The organism is Streptomyces sp. CB02400, from assembly GCF_001905725.1.
GTDB lineage: Bacteria > Actinomycetota > Actinomycetes > Streptomycetales > Streptomycetaceae > Streptomyces > Streptomyces atrovirens.
The window spans coordinates 254,871-269,638 of record NZ_LIWB01000012.1 but is presented as its reverse complement, the minus strand read 5'-3'; the positions used below and the strand labels follow the sequence as shown (position 1 = coordinate 269,638).

The following is a 14,768-nucleotide window of genomic DNA, read 5'->3' as shown; positions in this document are numbered from 1 at the left end:
GACCAGGGCGGTACGGGCGAACCAGTGGACGAGTGGGTCCGTGCCTGCGCCGGTCACCGGCCGAACCCCGCGGTCAGGCCGCTCAGCAGCTGGCGGCGGCCGAAGGCGTACAGCACCAGGACGGGCAGCGTGGTGAGGACGACGGCCGCGAGCACGGCGGGGACGTTGACCCCGTACTGGCCCTGGAAGGTCCACAGGGCGAGCGGCAGGGTCCGACGGTCCGGGCTCTGGGTGAGGACCAGCGGCAGCAGGAACCCGTTCCAGATGGTCAGGGCGTTGAAGATGCTCACGGTGAGGATGGCCGGCCGGGTGAGCGGTGCCGCCAGCCGCCACAGCGTCGTCCATTCGGTGGCGCCGTCGACCCGCATCGAGTCGAACAGCTCCTTGGGCACGTCGCGGATGAAGTTGGCGAGCACCAGCACGGAGAGCGGGACGGCGAAGGCGATCGACGGCAGGATCAGCGCCGCCAGACTGTCGTACAGGTGCAGTTTGATGATGATCAGGTAGACCGGGATCACCGTCGCCTGCAGCGGGATGGCCAGGCCCATGAGGAACAGCCCGTTCACGGCGCGGAGGACCCGCATGCGCCAGCCGCGGACGATCGCGTAGGCCGCCATGAAGGAGACGACGACCGCCGGCACCACGGCGCCGACGGTCACCACGACGCTGTTCACGAAGTACTGCAGGAAGTCGGACTCGATGACCAGCCGGTAGTTCTCCAGTGTCGGGTCGCCCGACGGCACCAGCGGGTTGCTCGCGTAGTAGCGGGTCCGTTCCTTGAGGCTGGTGATGAGGGCCCAGTACAGGGGCACGGCGACGACGGCGAGCCAGAGCCATCCGGCCAGGCCCCCGGCCCAGTTGCGCCGGCGGGCCGCCGGGCGGGGGCGGCGTTGCCCTTCACGGTGGGTGACCTTCTGCGGTCGTCGCGTCCTGGTCAGCGTGGTGGTCACGTCAGGCCCCCTCGAGTTGGCTCGCGCCGGCGTCCCGGCCTCCGAGGCGGCGCAGCAGCAGGGCGAGGGCGAGACCCACGAGGACCAGGATGACCGCGATGGCGCTGGCGGGTCCCATCAGGCTGGCCTGGAACCCCCGTTTGTACATGTCCAGTGCGAGGACCCGGGTGGCGTCGCCTGGGCCGCCCCCGGTCAGGACGAAGATGAGGTCGAAGAAGGTCAGCGACCCGACGACCATCAGCGTGGACGAGGTGATGACGGTGTACTTCAGCTGCGGCAGCGTGATGCTGAAGAACTGCCGGATCCGTCCGGCGCCGTCCAGTTGCGCCGCCTCGTAGAGGGACTTCGGGATCTGCTGGACGCCGCCCTGGTAGATCAGCGAGTGGAACGGGACGAACTGCCAGGAGACGACGAAGACGACGACCCCGAACGCGAGCCCCGGCCGTCCCAGCCAGTCCTGGCTGAGCGTCTGGAGCCTCAGTCCGGCACCGAGCCCGAAGTTGGGGTCCAGCAGGGCCTCGTAGGCGATCGCGATCGCCGCGGAGCTGAGCATCAGCGGGACGAAGTACACCACGCCCAGCACCGCGCGGTAGCGCTGGCGGCCCGCCAGGAACGTGCCGAGCAGGATGCTCAGCGGCGTCTGCACGACCCAGGACACGGCCATCACCAGGAACGTCACCCAGAGGGCGTGCGGCAGCCCGGGGTCGGTGAGCACCGCACGCCAACTGGTCAGCCCCGTGAGGCGGATGGCACCGATCCCGTCCCAGGTGGTGAAGCTCAGCGCGAAGACACCGACGAGCGGGACCACGGCGAAACCGACGAAGACCACCAGCGCCGGCGCCGCCAGCCACGGCAGGACGCTGCGTGGCTCACGACGCCGGGGCGGGCCGGTGAGCGCGCTCATGCGCCGGTGACCGCGTTGAGGTTGCGTGCGAACTGCTGGGGTGAGATCGACAGTTGGAACAACTTGACGATGTTGTCCAGCATGGTCTCGGCGGCGGTCGGGCTGAGCGCCTGGTCCCAGGACTGGACGAACACCTTGGCCTTACTGGCGATGTCGTACGTGAACTGGAGGAAATCGGCGTTCTCGGAGGCGGCCAGCAGCTTCTCCGTGCCCAGCCGGATCGGGACCGACCCGTTGCCGATCCACTTCTTCACCTCCTCCTGGAGGACCCCCGTGGCGAAGAAGTCCTTCGCGACCTTCTTCTGCTCGGCGCCGGCCTTCGAGGAGATGGACAGGTAGTGGGCGGGATTGCCGACGGTGTCGCTCGGATCGCCCTTGCCGCCCTCGACGGGCGGGAAGGTCATGTAGCCCAGCGAGCCGCTGGAGACGAAGTCCCCGCCGTCCGTCTGCTGGATGCCGTACGACCAGGCGCCGTGCAGCATCATGGCGGCCCTGCCGGTGTACAGCAGCGCCTGATCGGCGTTGGAGTCCGCGGTGATCGAGGAGAAGCCCTTGACGAACCCGTCGGCCTTGACCAGGTCCTGCAGTCTGGTCAGCGCCGTGATGGCGTCCGGGTGGGACCAGGCGTTCTTCTCGCCTTCGATGGCGGCCTGGAAGACCTCAGGGCCACCGATGCGGTCGAACAGGAACTCCAGCCACATCATGTTCGTCCACCGGGACTGGCCGCCGAGGGCGAACGGCGCTATGCCCTTCGCGTTGAACCTGGGCACCAGCGCCATGATGTCGTCCCAGGACTCCGGTGGTTTCACACCGACCTGTTCGAAGACCTTCCTGTTGTAGTAGAGGATGATCGGCTGCACGGTCTCGCACGGCATCGCGTAGATCTTGCCGTCGACGGTCGCCGCGCCGAACGAGGACGGGAACAGCCCCTTCTTGACCTCGGAGTGCTCGTCGAACCACGAGGTGAGGTCCTCCACCTGGCCCGCTTCCGCGTAGGCGCGCAGCGTCCCGCCGCCCCAGCCCCAGATGATGGTGGGCGCCTGCCCGGCACCGATGGCGGTCTTGATCTTCGTCTTGTACGCGTCGTTCTGGAAGGTCGTGTCGTCGATCCGCTCGTCGGGGTGGGCCTTGTTGAACGCGTCCACGGCGCCGGCCCTGACGCCTTCCTGCGGCTGTCCGTTCAGGTACCAGTACGTGGCACCACCGCTCTTGCCGGGTCCTGACGAGCCGCCACAGGCCGTCAGCACCGCGGAGACCGGCACGGCGGCCGCCAGACCGAGGAGGGTACGTCGAGAGAGCGCCATGATTTTCTCCGCACTCGAGAGCCGTCGGCTTCTCGTGAGTCATGGTGAAAGGTTTTCGAAAATTCCTTCTTACAGCTCTGTCGCTGCAAGCTAGGTTTCGAGCTGATGCTCTGTCAAGACGCGCGCAGGCACGTCGCAGCACGGAAGATTTCCGGGCAGTACCAGTACCTGTGCGGCTCCCTGAGCACCTTGACGGGGACCGAAACCATTTCGAAATAGGCCGACAGCGGCGGGGGTGACGCAGTGGCCGCAGGCTGACACACTGTCGGTGCAGGTCATACCGGGCCGGTGTGGAGGCCGGTGCCGCCCTCGCCGGACCGAGTTGATGTCCTCCTGGCTGAGACGACACCGGCGCGCGCCGCCGCGGAGTGCGGAACGAGCACGGCAGCCGGACCGGTTCACCGGTACGGTTGACCGGCTCCGTCCGCGTGGCCGGCCCGACCGGTGGGTAACCACACCGGTGGACCTACAGCTGAGAGGAACCGATGCGACCGAACGCCAGGCGCACCACTTTGGCGGACATCGCCCAAGCGGCTGGCGTCTCCGTCGCGACCGTGTCCAAGGTGGTCAACGGTCGCGGTGACGTGGCACCGCACACCCGCGTCCGTGTGCAGGAGCTGCTGCATCAACACGATTACCTCGCACCCGTGTTCCGCCACACCGAGGCCGTCGAGAACCCGACCATCGAGGTGCAGTTCAAGGGCGGCCTCAAGTCGTACGTGGCGGACACCCTGGAAGGCATCGTCGACTCGGCCGCCGAATCGGGAGCCTCGGTGGTGGTCAGCAAGGCGTCCAGCGCCCCGCACTGGGCCCGGGACCTGGTCTCGGCCGGGCGCCGCGCCGTCATCGCGGTCACCAGCGTGTACACCACGGCCCACCTGAACGAACTGGCCCGGTCCGGGCTGCCGCTGGTCGTGCTGGACCCGCTGCACCTGCCGGACAGCCGGGTCAACAGCGTCGGGGCGACCAACTTCGCCGGCGGTCTGGCCGCGACCCGGCACCTGCTCTCCCTGGGCCACCGCCGCGTCGCCTATCTAGGCGGACCGGCCATGGCCGTCTGCAACCAGGCACGCATGCACGGCTACCGCGCCGCCATGGAGGCCGAAGGAGCGCAGGTACCGGACGCCTACGTCCGGCCCGGAGAGTTCACGTACGAGACCGGCTTGCTCGGCGCCACGGCGCTGCTGGACCTGGAAGAACCTCCGACGGCGGTCTTCGCGGGCAACGACGAGATCGCCCTCGGTGTCATCGAGACCGCTCGCGCCCGGGGCCTGCGCGTTCCCGAAGACCTGAGCGTGGTCGGCTTCGACGACACGAGCCTCGCCCAGATGGCCTCACCGCCCCTGACCACCGTGCGCCAGCCGCTCCGGGAGATGGGCGCCGCCGCCCTGCGCACCGCCCTCCGACTGGCCAACGGCGAAAAGGTCGAGTCCCACCACATCGAACTCGCCACCGAACTCGTGGTACGCGCCTCGACGGCACCGCCTCGCGAGGAAACTCCGGCGCACGGGTGAGCGCAGGTGAAGGGTCATCGGGGTTCGGCAACGGCATGCCGTTGCCGGTCCGGAACCGCTCCGCGGTGGAGTCCTCCTCCAGGACGCCGAAGCCCTCCCCCGTCGAGAACGAGCGCAGGCTTCGCTGCCGGTGGGCGGCGGCGAACACGCGCTCCCTGGGGGGAAGAAGCCCCTGTGGGTTGTTGAACATCTCCGCATCGCACCGGAGTTCGGCCTCCGGGTCGCCGGCCGGGGCCGGGCAGGAGAACACCCGGAGCACCGGGCGGTGGGCCCCGTAGCCGTCGCAGCGGGCGCGAGCAGGATGTTGCCGAGCTCGCTCATCCAGGCCCGGTAGTACTCCTGGACTTCGCTCCGGCGGCTTCGGCCTGGACCTGACGCGGCGCGTCGAATTCGACGAGATCGTCGATACTCGCTGTGCCGAGATGGAGAGGCTGTCTGCCGACGGCGGCATGGACACGTTGACGCTGTTGTCGCTGACGACCCCGTTCCTCCAGTTGATCGACGCCGAAGCACGCGGGTTCGCCAGGGACAAGGTGGTGGTCGTCCTGACCGAAGCAGACAGCTCGTCGTGGGACGTCCAGGTCCTCGACGAACGCATACTCACCGAGCTACGTCGCCACTACCCGGATGCGACAGACCTCTGAACAGGGCGTTTCACTTCCCGCGGAGCCACAGACGGACCGAGGCCACGGTCACCGTGCCATGAAAGGCACAGGCCCTCCTGTGGTAACGGACTGCGACCGCCCGGAAGGTCTTGAGTCTGTCCGTGCGCAACCACCAGGACCGCGCACGCCGTGGTCCGGCGCCCGGGGCAGGCGAGGAGAAGTGTTGTGAAGGCACGGCGCCGGACCGGCCCGACCGACGTGGTGAAGGCGAACGCCTGCGACCGGGACGGTGACTGTGGCGTGCGATGCGGACGGCGGGACGACCTGACCGTCCACCACCGCGGGAACCGGCATGGACGACGCCCGCGAGGAGTGGATCAACCAGGCGCAAGCGCACGGTGCACATGGCGGAGGTCCTGCGTCCGCTCCCAGGCCGCGGGCCAGGGCTCGCCGTCAGCCGGTGAGGGCCCCGCCCACCAAGTAGCGGGGGCGCGCCGGCCGAGGGAGGCACGGGGCTCGCCCGCAGCGGCGTCCGCCGGCCCGACCGCACGGCATGTGGGAGCACGCCCGCTCCGTCTCTCGGCCTCCCCAGCGGCTCGGCCGGCAGGCCACGACTCCGGCCGGCCCTTCCCTCACGTTCGCGGGGCACCCTGCGGGGTCCCGTGGTCGTGGAGAGCCTGTTCGAGGGCGTCGAGGCGCCGCCGCTGCCGGCGTGCGGTGAGGGGGTTGACCAGGAACCCGCAGGCCACGAGGAGCTGGAAGCAGGCGTATCCGTAGCGGGCGGCGAGGATCTGGATGACGGCGCTCACCAGCCACAGCAGCGCGGCGACTCCCGTAACCCAGCGCACCCACCGGCGCTGCTGGGTGTCCATTGTGCGGCGCTGACGTGCGGCGATGTCGATCGCGGCGGGGAACTCGGCGGAGTCTTCCGGCAGCTCGCCCCGCTGTATGCGGCGGCCCACCCGCAGGTACCGGCTCGCGCTCAGTCCGAACTGCGCCGCTCGGCGCCGGATCCACCACCATGCTCCGGCGGTCACCCCCAGGCCCAGCAGGAGGGAGACCGCGGCGAACAGCAAGCCCCGAGGAACGCCCACCTCGTCCTCACCGGCGACCGCTCCCAGCAGGAAGCCTGCCAATGCCGCTGCCAGCAGTACGGCGAGGAGGGACCCCACCACACTCGTGCGTCCCGCGCCCGCGCGCGCTTCACCGGCCGATCCGGGCATGCCCGACCCCCTTCGTCCCTGCTGTGTGCGACCGGCTACCCGCATCGGTCGCCGGCACTCCCGCTGCCGCGCAGGAACCCGGTCGCACGATGACGATTCGTCAGCGCCAGTGATCCCAGTAGTCGCGGGGCGGCAGTTCGACCCAGGCGTCGGGGGGCCCGGTCACCCCGCGTGCGTCGTTCGGACGCAGTCCCGCGAAGGCGCAGGAGTAGGCCACGGCGTTGCCCTGGTAGAGGTACGAGACGAGTACCTCCTCCGGGGTGTCGTGCTCGTCCGGCCCTCCGCCCGGGTGCAGGTCCCAGCCCTCGACGGTGCCGTCGCGGGCGATGCTGCCCTGGTTGCCGCTTTTGGGGTTGGCGTACAGGCCGTAGCAGACGGTGCCGGTGGACAAGCGGGTCAGCACGCCCGGCATCTGCGGTGCGTAGCCCCAGGGCTGGGTGACGACGCAGCCGCCCGGCACCGAGGTGACGCCGACGATCCGCAGGCTCTCGTCGGCGTCGTACTCGTACGGGTCCTCCAGCAGTTCGTCGACGACCTCGTCCGCCACCCGCACCGCCTCCAGACACCGCACCGCCTCGGCCGCGTCGATGCCGGCGACGCAAGCCAGCCCGGTGCCGTCGTAATAGAACGTGCCCAGCGCCGTGGTGAGCCGATGGGCTTCCTGCGCCACCACACGCTCGGCGTCGGTCAGGCACTCGCCTTCCGGTACCGGGAACAGGTCCGGTGTCGGGCCGGCCAGGCCCAGCCGTCCCGGTGACCAGCCGCCCAGCGACGGGCGCCAGGGGTCGGCCCCGGCGGCGGCGAGCACCCGGGCGTTGTCCGGTTTCCGGGAGACGACGGCCTCCCACAGTGCCGTCACCCCGTTCTCCGTCGCGTCCACGTCCGCGACCCGGCCCGCCAGCTCGGCGACGACCTGCGGGGAGCCGGACACCGCCGCGCGGTGCAACGGACGCCCCCCGCTCCAGTGCTCCGGATCGGCGCCTCCGTCGAGACGCCGGCGGATCTCGGCCGCGTCCGTCCAGTCCCAGCCCATGTCGACCCAGCCGTCGCTTCCCGCCACCATCGATCCCCCTCGTGTCACACGCTCCTTCGCGTGACACGCTCGCACACGGGTCTGACATCCGGAGCACCGAGCCCTTCCCGGTTCTGTGCCCGCAGGGCCGTGAGCAGCCAGTCGTGCGCGGTCCCGGGCGTCGGCTCGGGGCGGCCGCCCCGCGGGGTGTTCACCACGGCCATCAGCTCCCAGTACCGGTCGAGCCGTGGGTCGGCCGTGAGCTGCCCGGTCAGCAGGCGGCGGAAGACCGGGGTGTCCCGGGTGCCGTACGCGCTGGCGTACGCGGCCACGAAGCCGTCCAGCGCCTCGCCGGGGTATGGGGCGCGGTCCTGGCGCAGCTGCGAGCCTGCCAGCTCGTACGCCTCGGCGAGGCCTGTGTACAGCACGTCCGCCCCGCGGGCCCCCGTGGCCCGGTGCGCTTCGGGCTGGGGCTGGGCGCCGACCGGGCAGGGGCGGGTGACGAGGGCGTTCAGCCGGGCGAAGGCGAGCACCTGGGCCGGCTCCGGGTCGTCGGGCGGCTGCGGGACCGTCGCTTCCAGGAACGTGGATGTCGGCCCGGCCGACATCCGCGGCGGCAGCCAGGCTCGCCAGAACCGGACCAGCGGGGCCGTGCTCGGCGGGGTGTCCACCGCGCCGAGCAGCCGCAGCCGGTCGGCTCGCTCCCCGGGCGGGCACTCCCGCACCAGGTGCAGTGCCGCCTCACGCCAGCGCAGGGCCGTGAGCTGGGAGCCGAGTACGCGCAGCCGTCCGGCGACGGCGTCCTCCAGGGCGGCGTCCCACGCGTCCTCCTCGTCGAGGACACGGCGCACCTCGGGGACCGGGAGGTCCAGGGCGCGCAGGGAGCGGATCAGGCGCAGCCGGTCCAACGCGCCGGGTCCGTAACGGCGGTGCCCGCCGACGCTGCGGGACGCCTCCGGCAACAGCCCGCGGTCGGAGTAGTAGCGGACGGTCTTGACGGTGACGTGCGCGTGCTCGGCGAGTTCGCCGATGCTCCACAGACCGTCCTGGGACGCGGGCACTTGAACCTCCCTCAGGGGGAGTTCCTACCGTACCGGCGAGCGTGGGCCGGGCGTACGGCCGGTCCGCGGGCGACCGCGTGCGAAGGAGAGGGTCATGACCGTTTTCATCATGGTGCCGGGCGTGTTCACCGGCGTCCACGTCTGGGAGGAGACGGCCGCCCGGCTGACCGGGGCGGGCGCCGAGGTGCGCGCGGTCGCCCTCACGGGACTCGACGGATCACGTGGTCCGGTGGGGTCCCCCGGTGCCGCGCCGTCCGGCGTCGACCTGGAGACGCATATCGCTGACGTGATCGCGGCGATCGACTCGGTGAGCGCGGCTGACGCGGCGGAAGGGGCCGCCGGCCGGGAGATCGTGCTGGTCGGCCACGATTACGGCATTCATCCGGTGCTGGGCGCCGCGGACCGGCGGGCGGAGCGTGTAGCCCGCGTCGTGTACCTGGACGCGGGATTGCCGAGAGACGGTGTCCCGGCCTTGGCGGCGGTGCCCGACCAGGCACTGCGCGAGCAGGTGTGCACGCAGGCCGGTGGGGAGGGAGCCGGCGGGGAGTTGGTGCCTCCGGGCCGCGACGAGTGGCGGCGGTGGGGCAGTACCGAAGGGGTTCCCGACGCGGCCCTCGACCGGCTCACCGCGCTGGCCGCGCCGCAGCCGCTGGGCACCCTTCTTCAGCCACTGCGCCTGACCGGCGCGGTGGCCACGGTGCCCACCACCGGAGTGCTGTGCACCGCCAACGGCGCGGGTATCGACATGGTGAGGAGGCTGGTGGGGTTCGGTGACCCCGCCCTCCGCTTTCTGGCCGATCCCCGGGTGACCTTCTTCGAACTCCCCACGGGGCACTGGCCGATGCTCTCCTGCCCCGATGAGCTGGCAGAGGTCCTGCTGCGGGCCGCGGCCGGCGAGGGACAGCGGCTGGAGCCGGCCGGCACCGCGGAGCCGCCCGCCCACCTGCGGCCGTTCCGGCTGGAGGTGCCCGAGATCCCCCGTGAGCGACGGGAGCACGTCGACCTCTACCCGCCGCCCGGCGCCGAGGGCCGACGCCCCGCAGTGGTGTTCGTGCACGGCGGACCGGTGCCCGCCGGGGCCCGGCCGACCCCGCGGGAGTGGCCGACCCTGGTGGGATACGCACGGTACGCGGCCGGGCGGGGAGCCGTGGGCGCCACCCTCGACCACCGGCTGCACGACGTGGCCGACTACGAGTGCGCCGCCACGGACGTGGCCGCCGCGGTGGAACTGGTCCGGGCCGATCCGCGGGTGGACCCGGACCGGATCGCACTGTGGTTCTTCTCGGGCAGCGGGCTGCTCACGGCGGACTGGCTGGCCGCGCCCCCGGCGTGGCTGCGCTGCCTGGCGGCCACCTACCCGATCCTCGCTCCGCTGCCGAACTGGGGGCTCACCGGCAGCCGCTTCCATCCTGCGGACGCCCTGACCCGCGCGGGCGCCCTGCCCGTCGTCCTCACCCGGGCAGGACTGGAGAGCCCTGAGATCGCCGCCACCGTCGAGACGTTCCTGGCCGCGGGCAAGGACTGCGGGGCGGCCGTCGAGGTGGTCGACGTACCGAACGGCCACCACGGCTTCGAGACCGTCGACCCGGTCGACGAGTGGCACGCGGCCGTGGACCGCGCGATGCACTCGGTACTGGCGCACCTGACAGTCCCGTCATCCGACGCGGACTGACGGCCCCACAGCCTGGCCGGGCGTTTCGTCCTGGGGCCAGTGTCTGGTCCCGTCAGGGCCGGTGAACTCCCTGAAGCCGGTGAACGGCCGGTTCCGGACGGGCGGCTCGTCTCCCAGCTCGCGGATGACAGCGCGACGAGGACACCGCGGTGCCGCAGGCCGTCCGTGACGTGTCGGACATCTAAATTCTCCTGGGCGGCCGACGTCGGCCTGCGGCGACTGCGCGTCGAAGCCCTGGTCGCCCAGGACAAGTGGCAGGAGGCCAGCGCCGCACTCACCGCGCTCCTGCCCCCGCCGGCCCCCGTACGCTGCACACGTTCACCGCGCGCCCTCCGGTACACAACGCCGGCATGGCCCGCGTCCTGCACGGCACGCCGGCCCTCGTGAACTACCTGGAGCTCTCAGCGATGCCGGTTTCGGTCAGCAGGTGCCCCAGGGACTCCCTGGAAATGGGTGACCGCCGGCGAGCAGTAGGCGGTCGGGACCGAGCGGGCTAGCCGTCGGCGGCGGCTGCGTCAGGTCGGACAGTGGCCGCGCTCAAGGTACTGCGCAAGATGGTGGCCACTGTCGAGGGCGACGGTGCTCCTGGCAGGCCGCTCTGATCTCACGGTCCTGTGACGGCCCCTGCTGGGAACGAGTGCGGCCACGGCATGATCATCGGTTGGTGTGTCGACGAACGACGATCGTGCGGTGGCCGCTGGCCACGACGTGAACCCCGCCCGCCGGCGGGCGATGTCCGAGCAGGCCATAAACCGGTTCGCGGGGCGGTTCAACCAAGTTGAGCCAAGGACCACTGTCCGCGCCTACCTCCTCGGGTTGCTGTCTCAAGGAGAACGGAGAACTGCCGGCGGCCGGCCGAGCAGGCCGGCCCTGGCCCGACCGGGCCGATGCGGCTGGAGCCATCCGACGTTCTGCCCCTGGGCGAGCTGCAGCGGCTCGCGGCCACGGCCCCGAATCGGGCACCGGAACGGTGCCGCCGGCTCCTCACCAAGGCCCGGCTCCACCCGACCGGGTCAGAGACCGACGATGTGCCCCGTCCGGGCCCGGGGCCGCGTCCGATCAGGTCATCTTCGGTGCGTGCGTGCGCCGGGTCCCGCACCCGAGAGGAAGGCTTCCGCCGTGACGAACCGCAGGACCCCTCACCGGGAGGCCGTCACGGTGACGGCTTCCGCCCTGGTGCTCACCGTGCTGGTGTCCGCCCCGCTCGCCTGTACCGTGCGCTCCGGTCCGGCACCGGCCGAAGTCCGGCGGGCCGATCCGGCCGGTGCCGCCGCCGGCGAGACGGCACGCACGGACGCGGGCCTGGTGCGCGGCACCCGGTCGGGCCCGTACCGGATCTTCCGGGGCATCCCGTACGCCGGTGCTCCCGAGGGAAGGTACCGGTGGGCCCCGCCCCGCCCGGTACGGCCATGGATGGGTGTGCGGGACGCGACCGAGCCGGGGCCGTTGTGCCCGCAGGTGCCCTCGCAGTACGCGCCGATCTCCAGCACGGAGGAGGACTGCCTGGTCCTGAACGTCACGACGCCACCGGCCTCGGACCAGCGGCGGGCCGCTCCTGTGCTCGTTCGGAGCCTGAAGTGCAGCAGGTCAGTGCAGCAGCCGGGCCGATCCACAAGACTTGGCGATTACTCGCGGTCGTACCGGCGAGCCCGTTGCCGTGGAGGACTTCTGGTGCGCAGCGTGACCTATTCGATGAATGTCTCACTCGACGGCTACATCGTCGGGCCGGACGGCGGCCTGGACTGGACGGCGCCCGACGAGGAGGTCTTCCGCTTCTGGATCGACGGGATCCGGGAGGTCGACGTTCACCTGATGGGACGAAGGCTGTACGAGACGATGCTGTACTGGGAGACCGCCGACCAGGATCCCTCGCTCGACGACTCGTCGCTCGAGTGGGCCGCGCTCTGGCTTTCCCCGGCACGGGCGCCGGGTGGATCTCGAACTCGCCGGGACCCGCACCTTCGGCTCGGGAGTCGTCCACCTCCGCTACCGCGTGGCGCGTTAGCTGTCACGGGACATGAGGTTGTTGACGCCTGAACAGGTCTTCATTTCGTCGTAGCGATGAGTGCTGGAAGTCCGCGGTACTCCTGGACGTTGCCTCCAGGTATGAAGATCGGTGAAGCTTCCAGGGTCAGCGGCGTGAGCGCGAGATCGTTGCGGCACTACGAGGATGAGGGCTTGATCGTCCCTGGCCGTTTCAGCAATGGGTTCCGCGACTACTGCCAGTCCACTGTCGACCGGGTGCTCGTCATCCGCTCGCTACTGGAGTCCGGGCTGCCCGTGCGATTGATCAGGGAAGTCCTGCCGCGCCTCACTGAAGGATCAGGTGCCGACACCGGCGTGGTGTGCGTGGAGTTCCTGCACGAGGTGCAGGGCTATCGCGATCGGCTCGCCGCTCGCATCGCCGTTCTCAGCGATCAGCAGGCGGCACTCGACGCCTACCTCCGAGAGGCCCGTCGCACTGATCTATGACTGCCACTTGACCTTGACACAAGTGTCAGGCTCCTACGTTCGGTGCATGGAGATCAACGAGCAGCAGCACACCGCTGGGCAGACGGTACGGGCACTGGTCCAGCGGTCGCGCCGAGGACCGATGGACCTAACCCTGACGACCGATCACCGCCGCCCCACCCCAGGGCCCGGCGAGTACCTGATCCGCGTCGGCGCCGCCGGGATCAACTTCGCCGACGTCATGCAGACGCATGGAACTTACGGAGCCGGTCCGCAAGCACCATACGTGGCGGGTTTCGAGGCCGCCGGCGAGATCGTGGGTGTCGGCCCGGACGTCAAGAGTCCGCTTCAGTTCGGCATCCACGTCATCGGCACTGGCCCCGGCGCTTTCGCGCAGTACATGACGATGCCGGCCGCGGGTGTACTCCCCGTGCCTTCCGGCTGGAGCGACGCCGCAGCCCTCGGCCTGGTGCTGAACTGGGCCACCGCCTTGGCGGCACTGAAGCCGTTGGGCGAAATCCAAGCAGGTGGGACAGTCCTCGTACATGCCGCGGCCGGAGGGGTGGGGCAGGCCGCCGTTCGCCTCGCCAACCACTACGGCGCGCGCGTGATCGCCACAGCGTCACCAGCGAAGCACGACACCGTCAAAGCGCTCGGCGCCGACGACGTTCTGGACAGCCGGCGCCCCGATCTGGCTGAGTAGATCACCCGCATTACCGGCGGGGTCGACCTGGTCCTGGAATCGGTGGGGCAGGCCACGTTCGAGGCCAGTCTGTCGGTCACCAAACCCTTCACCGGACGCATCGTCGTGTTCGGCGCCGCTTCCGGCGACGCCACTCTGACCACGCACGACCTGGTCTTCACCCACCAGGTCCAAGTCAAGGGTCTGCACATCGGTGCACTGGCGGTTGCGGCACCGTCCCTCTACCAGTCGTTGCTCGTCGAGATCGAGGCCCTCATCGCCCACGGCGTGTACACGCCCGGCACCCCCGAGGTTCACCCCCTGGCCGAGGGGGCGATGGTGCTGCAGGAACTCGAAGCGGGCCGGACCCGCGGCAAGCATGCCCTCGATCCCTGGCGCTAGGAACCGTCTGTGACTCACCGCGACGGAACCGGCGACAGCGTGGCCGGCTTCGTCGACGGCTTCCACCCCAGGCGACCCGACACCGTCCTCGCCGTCAACGCCCATCAGCTCCAGCAGCAGCACGGCACCCCCGTCGGCGCACCGGCGTACCCCGGTGATCCCGGACCCGCCACCACGGCACTACTGGAGGAACCAGGAAACGCGGGGGACGTCCTCGTGATCCTTGACACCCTGGACGAGGCCGCGGATCCTGCGGCCGTCCTCGACAAACTCCTGCTGCCTCTTGCCACCGGCCCCGCCACCGCGGGCTGCCGGATCCTCCTCGGAACCCGGCCGTGGTGGGACGCCCCGCCCGCCCTCCGCCGCCACTCGGCCGGACACCCCGATGCGGTCCTCACCCTCGCCCCGTCGAACGACAACGACCGACGCGCTCTGGCCGACGGCCTCGACGCATACCTGCGCCGGCTTCTCCGCCCTCGCGATCTCGACGCGCGCGAGCGGGTCCGCGGCATCGCCCGCCGGCTCGCCGGGTACTCCTAGCACGGCACCTTCCTCGTTGCCGGCGTGTACGCCGAACACCTCCGCACCAACCCGGTCGTCCGAGGCGGCTCCGCCGCCCTGCAGCGTCACCGAGGTCTTCGACCTGCATGTCGAAACCCTCGCCGACCGCCTCAGTGGCGAGGGACGCCTGGCGGAGGTACGGGAAATCGTCCGTCAAGTCACCGGCCGTGTCCTTCACCGGGCACTTCGGCGCCGTGAAGGATCTCGTCCCGACCACTCTCGGGAAACGCGAAGTGCTCCTGTCGAGCGGCGAGGACGGCGCGGTGCGTCTCTGGGATCCCGGTGCCCCTCCCGCCGTCCAGCGACCGACGCGTTTCGCCGGGGCGATCACCAGTCTGAGCGTGGCGCACCTTCCCGACGGACCGGTCGGCACGAAGGCGGTGGTACTGGTCGGCAACGCCGGTACGACCAACGTGGACCCTGGTCA

General features: G+C 70.6%; 11 protein-coding genes and 5 pseudogenes. 9 read left to right on the top strand and 7 right to left on the bottom strand.

The features are described 5' to 3' along the window. Positions 1-53: 53 nt before the first annotated feature. From AMK33_RS27060 to AMK33_RS27050, 3 genes are read right to left on the bottom strand one after another with little or no spacing between them, the layout of a single operon-like run. A complete protein-coding gene (locus AMK33_RS27060; RefSeq protein ID WP_073935562.1) occupies positions 54-950 on the bottom strand; it encodes a carbohydrate ABC transporter permease in 897 nt (298 codons plus the stop codon). A 1-nt stretch (position 951) separates the two neighbouring features. Continuing rightward, positions 952-1,854 carry a carbohydrate ABC transporter permease gene (locus AMK33_RS27055; protein ID WP_073935561.1) on the bottom strand — a complete coding sequence of 301 codons (903 nt, stop codon included), beginning with the start codon at positions 1,852-1,854 and terminating at the stop codon, positions 952-954. After that, on the bottom strand, positions 1,851-3,158 hold the full coding sequence (locus AMK33_RS27050; protein WP_073935560.1) for an extracellular solute-binding protein: 1,308 nt from the start codon (positions 3,156-3,158) through the stop codon (positions 1,851-1,853). The genes AMK33_RS27055 and AMK33_RS27050 overlap by 4 nt, the downstream gene beginning before the upstream one ends. Before the next feature lie 485 nt (positions 3,159-3,643). Here AMK33_RS27050 and AMK33_RS27045 point away from each other — a divergent pair, with 485 nt between their 5' ends. Together AMK33_RS27045 and AMK33_RS27040 are read left to right on the top strand one after the other, a co-directional pair. Further along, entirely contained in the window at positions 3,644-4,672 is a 1,029-nt protein-coding gene (locus tag AMK33_RS27045) for a LacI family DNA-binding transcriptional regulator (protein ID WP_073935559.1), read from the top strand. Positions 4,673-5,094: 422 nt separating this feature from the next. Continuing rightward, positions 5,095-5,316, top strand: a complete 222-nt coding sequence (locus tag AMK33_RS27040; RefSeq protein ID WP_235618214.1) for a hypothetical protein — start codon at positions 5,095-5,097, stop codon at positions 5,314-5,316. A gap of 10 nt (positions 5,317-5,326) precedes the next feature. Here the strand turns inward: AMK33_RS27040 and AMK33_RS44095 are convergent. The 4 genes and pseudogenes from AMK33_RS44095 to AMK33_RS27025 all read right to left on the bottom strand — a co-directional run. After that, positions 5,327-5,437, bottom strand: a pseudogene (locus AMK33_RS44095) (IS5/IS1182 family transposase); the annotation flags it as partial. 472 nt (positions 5,438-5,909) lie between these two features. After that, positions 5,910-6,500 carry a hypothetical protein gene (locus tag AMK33_RS27035; RefSeq protein ID WP_073935558.1) on the bottom strand — a complete coding sequence of 197 codons (591 nt, stop codon included), beginning with the start codon at positions 6,498-6,500 and terminating at the stop codon, positions 5,910-5,912. Positions 6,501-6,600: 100 nt separating this feature from the next. Then, a complete protein-coding gene (locus AMK33_RS27030) occupies positions 6,601-7,563 on the bottom strand; it encodes an ankyrin repeat domain-containing protein (protein ID WP_073935557.1) in 963 nt (320 codons plus the stop codon). 14 nt (positions 7,564-7,577) lie between these two features. After that, entirely contained in the window at positions 7,578-8,573 is a 996-nt protein-coding gene (locus AMK33_RS27025) for a helix-turn-helix domain-containing protein (protein ID WP_073935556.1), read from the bottom strand. Between the two features lie 94 nt (positions 8,574-8,667). Between AMK33_RS27025 and AMK33_RS27020 the strand changes: the two genes are divergently transcribed. From AMK33_RS27020 to AMK33_RS45260, 7 genes and pseudogenes are all read left to right on the top strand, one after another. Next, positions 8,668-10,245 (top strand): alpha/beta hydrolase, encoded by a 1,578-nt coding sequence (locus AMK33_RS27020; protein ID WP_073935555.1) that lies wholly within the window; start codon positions 8,668-8,670, stop codon positions 10,243-10,245. 732 nt (positions 10,246-10,977) lie between these two features. Then, positions 10,978-11,751: pseudogene (locus AMK33_RS44965) on the top strand (carboxylesterase family protein); the annotation flags it as partial. 165 nt (positions 11,752-11,916) lie between these two features. Then, positions 11,917-12,250: pseudogene (locus AMK33_RS27010) on the top strand (dihydrofolate reductase family protein). A 101-nt stretch (positions 12,251-12,351) separates the two neighbouring features. Further along, the gene (locus AMK33_RS27005; protein WP_073935554.1) at positions 12,352-12,717 is read left to right on the top strand and encodes a MerR family transcriptional regulator; all 366 of its coding nucleotides are present in this window, start codon (positions 12,352-12,354) and stop codon (positions 12,715-12,717) included. Positions 12,718-12,763: 46 nt separating this feature from the next. After that, a pseudogene (locus tag AMK33_RS27000) lies at positions 12,764-13,780 on the top strand (NADPH:quinone oxidoreductase family protein). A gap of 9 nt (positions 13,781-13,789) precedes the next feature. Further along, positions 13,790-14,320, top strand: coding sequence for a hypothetical protein (locus AMK33_RS26995; protein WP_073935553.1), 531 nt, complete (start codon positions 13,790-13,792; stop codon positions 14,318-14,320). A 107-nt stretch (positions 14,321-14,427) separates the two neighbouring features. Further along, positions 14,428-14,607: pseudogene (locus tag AMK33_RS45260) on the top strand (hypothetical protein); the annotation flags it as partial. Between the last annotated feature and the right edge of the window lie 161 nt (positions 14,608-14,768).

What these genes read in the sequence shown, in the direction of transcription:
- AMK33_RS27055 (WP_073935561.1), bottom strand. Translation starts at nt 1,854, where the DNA reads ATGAGCGCGCTCACCGGCCCGCCCCGGCGTCGTGAGCCACGCAGCGTC.
- AMK33_RS27020 (WP_073935555.1), top strand. Translation starts at nt 8,668, where the DNA reads ATGACCGTTTTCATCATGGTGCCGGGCGTGTTCACCGGCGTCCACGTC.
- AMK33_RS27005 (WP_073935554.1), top strand. Translation starts at nt 12,352, where the DNA reads ATGAAGATCGGTGAAGCTTCCAGGGTCAGCGGCGTGAGCGCGAGATCG.
- AMK33_RS27045 (WP_073935559.1), top strand. Translation starts at nt 3,644, where the DNA reads ATGCGACCGAACGCCAGGCGCACCACTTTGGCGGACATCGCCCAAGCG.
- AMK33_RS27040 (WP_235618214.1), top strand. Translation starts at nt 5,095, where the DNA reads ATGGAGAGGCTGTCTGCCGACGGCGGCATGGACACGTTGACGCTGTTG.
- AMK33_RS27030 (WP_073935557.1), bottom strand. Translation starts at nt 7,563, where the DNA reads ATGGTGGCGGGAAGCGACGGCTGGGTCGACATGGGCTGGGACTGGACG.
- AMK33_RS27035 (WP_073935558.1), bottom strand. Translation starts at nt 6,500, where the DNA reads ATGCCCGGATCGGCCGGTGAAGCGCGCGCGGGCGCGGGACGCACGAGT.
- AMK33_RS27050 (WP_073935560.1), bottom strand. Translation starts at nt 3,158, where the DNA reads ATGGCGCTCTCTCGACGTACCCTCCTCGGTCTGGCGGCCGCCGTGCCG.